2 protein-coding genes and 1 pseudogene are annotated in these 2,323 nt (G+C 71.1%); all 3 read left to right on the forward strand.

Going from position 1 to position 2,323, the window contains the following annotated elements; genetic code table 11:
• The first annotated feature begins 88 nt into the window (after nucleotides 1–88).
• A complete protein-coding gene (ruvX, locus tag G6021_RS13085; protein ID WP_182609668.1) occupies nucleotides 89–562 on the forward strand; it encodes a Holliday junction resolvase RuvX in 474 nt (157 codons plus the stop codon).
• A 155-nt stretch (nucleotides 563–717) separates the two neighbouring features.
• Entirely contained in the window at nucleotides 718–1,827 is a 1,110-nt protein-coding gene (locus tag G6021_RS13090) for an endolytic transglycosylase MltG (protein WP_347238299.1), read from the forward strand.
• 85 nt (nucleotides 1,828–1,912) lie between these two features.
• Nucleotides 1,913–2,323 (forward strand): annotated as a pseudogene (locus G6021_RS13095) (shikimate dehydrogenase); the annotation flags it as partial.

A 2,323-nucleotide genomic window follows, 5' to 3' on the forward strand; every position in this document is an offset into this window, starting at 1 on the left:
AGCCGGACATGGCGCAGGGGGCGGGCACCGATCCGTCCGGGATCGACGCGGCCGTGTCCGCGCTGCGCGCCGCCGTGCGGGATGCCGGGTGACGGGACCGGACCCCGACGTCCACGGGTGGACCCGTGGTCGGCGGCTCGGCCTGGACGTGGGGACGGCACGGATCGGGGTCGCCTCCTGCGATCCCGACGGGATCCTCGCGACACCTGTCGAGACGATCCGCGTCACCAGCGGTGATCCCGAGTGGACGTCGGAGGTGAGACGCCTGGGGGACCTCGTCGAGGAGTACGACGCCGTCGGCGTGATCGTGGGGCTGCCCACCTCACTGAAGGGTCGGGACACCGCCTCCACGGCGATGGCGCGGTCGTTCGTGGGGGCGCTCTCCACCGCCTCGCCCGACCTCGACGTCGAGTTCGTGGACGAACGACTCACGACCGTGACGGCCGGGGCGGCCCTCCACGGCGCGGGCAGGAACACCCGACAGCAGCGGGGCGTGATCGACCAGGCCGCCGCGGTGGTGCTCCTGCAGGCATGGCTCGACTCACGGCGCGCCCGCCGATGATGGGCGTGTCGACCGGCGCGGCTGGATAAACTGCCCGTCAAGCACGATGCTGTCCGGCGGGCAGCTCCCAGAACCCCTGGCTAAGGAGCACGATGTCTGCGGCACGAGGACGCTCACGAACAAGTGGCACCACCCGGTTCATACTCCTTGCGGCCGTGGTCGGGGTTGTCCTGGCCTTCGCCGTGATGGTTTATCGCAACACGGGCAACGAGGTCTCCGCGGCACCCGATTTCGAGGGCGAGGGCTCCGGCAACGCCCTGTTGCACGTCGAGCCCGGGGACACCCTGGGCGTCGTCGGGGACCGCCTGTACGACATCGGCACCGTGGCCAGCACCCGGGCCTTCACGGGAGCGGCGGCCGGGACGTCGGTCGAGGGCATTCAGCCGGGGTACTACCAGGTCCGGGAAGAGATGAGCGCCGCGTCGGCGGTGGAGGCGTTGGCCGATCCCCGGAACAGGGTCGGCTTCATGGACGTCAAGCCCGGCGGGCGACTACTCGACACGGTCGTCGTCGGGGGCGGAACCGAGAAGGGCATCTTCACCCTGATCGCGGACGCGACCTGTCTCAGGGACCTGGACGACCCGGAGGCCCCACCGATGTGCCGCCTGCCGCAGGAGATCGTCGACGCCGCCGTGCAGGCCGACCCTGCCGAGCTCGGGGTTCCCGACTGGGCCATCAACGAGGTGCGCGCCGCCCCGGACCCGGTTCGCCGACTCGAGGGCCTGATCGCGCCGGGGGTCCACAACGTCAGCCCGCAGTCCGAGCCCCTGGAGATCCTCCGTCAGCTGATCGACTCGTCGACCGACGCCTACGACGCCACCGGTCTCGTGCCCTCGGCCGAGAGGATCGGGTTGACGCCCTACCAGGTCGTCACCGCGGCGTCGCTGGTGGAGAAGGAGGGAACCCTGGAGGACTTCGACAAGATCGCCCGGGTGATCCTCAACCGGCTCGACGAGCCGATGCGCCTCCAGTTCGACTCGACGGTCAACTACGCCCTCGCCGACCAGGAGATCGCCACCACCGACGCCGATCGTGCGGCGGTCACGCCCTGGAACACCTACGCCATGGACGGACTGCCCTACGGACCGATCGGGTCTCCCGGGCTCGATGCGCTCCGGGCGATGGAGAACCCCGCCGAGGGCCGGTGGAAGTACTTCGTGACAGTCGACATGCAGGGCACCACCCGCTTCGCCGACGAGTACCCGGAGCACGAGCGGTACCAGAGTGAGGCGATAGCCAACGGGGTCCTGTCCAGTGGGCGGTAGCGCCGCCGGCGCGGGTTCGGACGGCGCTGCTTCGGACGGAGGTGCCCCCGACGGTCTCGCGGCCACGTCACCCCGCTCCGCGGCGGTGCTGGGTCATCCGGTCGACCATTCGCTCTCCCCGGTGCTGCACGGTGCGGCGTACCGGGCGCTCGGCCTCGACGGATGGACCTACGAGCGGATCGACTGCGATGCCGAACGTCTGGCCTCCGTGGTCGACTCCTCGCCGGGACACCGGGTGGGCTACTCGGTGACGATGCCGGGCAAGTTCGCCGCGCTCGGGTACGCGACCGAGGTCAGCGATCGCGCCCGGATCGTCGGCAGTGCCAACACCCTGGTCCGGCGGGGGGACGGCTGGTTCGCCGACTGCACCGATGTGGACGGGGTGACGGGAGCACTCGCCGAGTTCGACGGACTGCCCACGGAGCCGACGGCGGTCGTCCTGGGGGTCGGCGGGACGGCGCGGCCGGTGCTGGCCGGGCTCGCCGAGGCCGGAGCG

The organism is Dietzia sp. CW19 (genome assembly GCF_014145265.1).
Taxonomy (GTDB): Bacteria; Actinomycetota; Actinomycetes; order Mycobacteriales; family Mycobacteriaceae; genus Dietzia; species Dietzia natronolimnaea.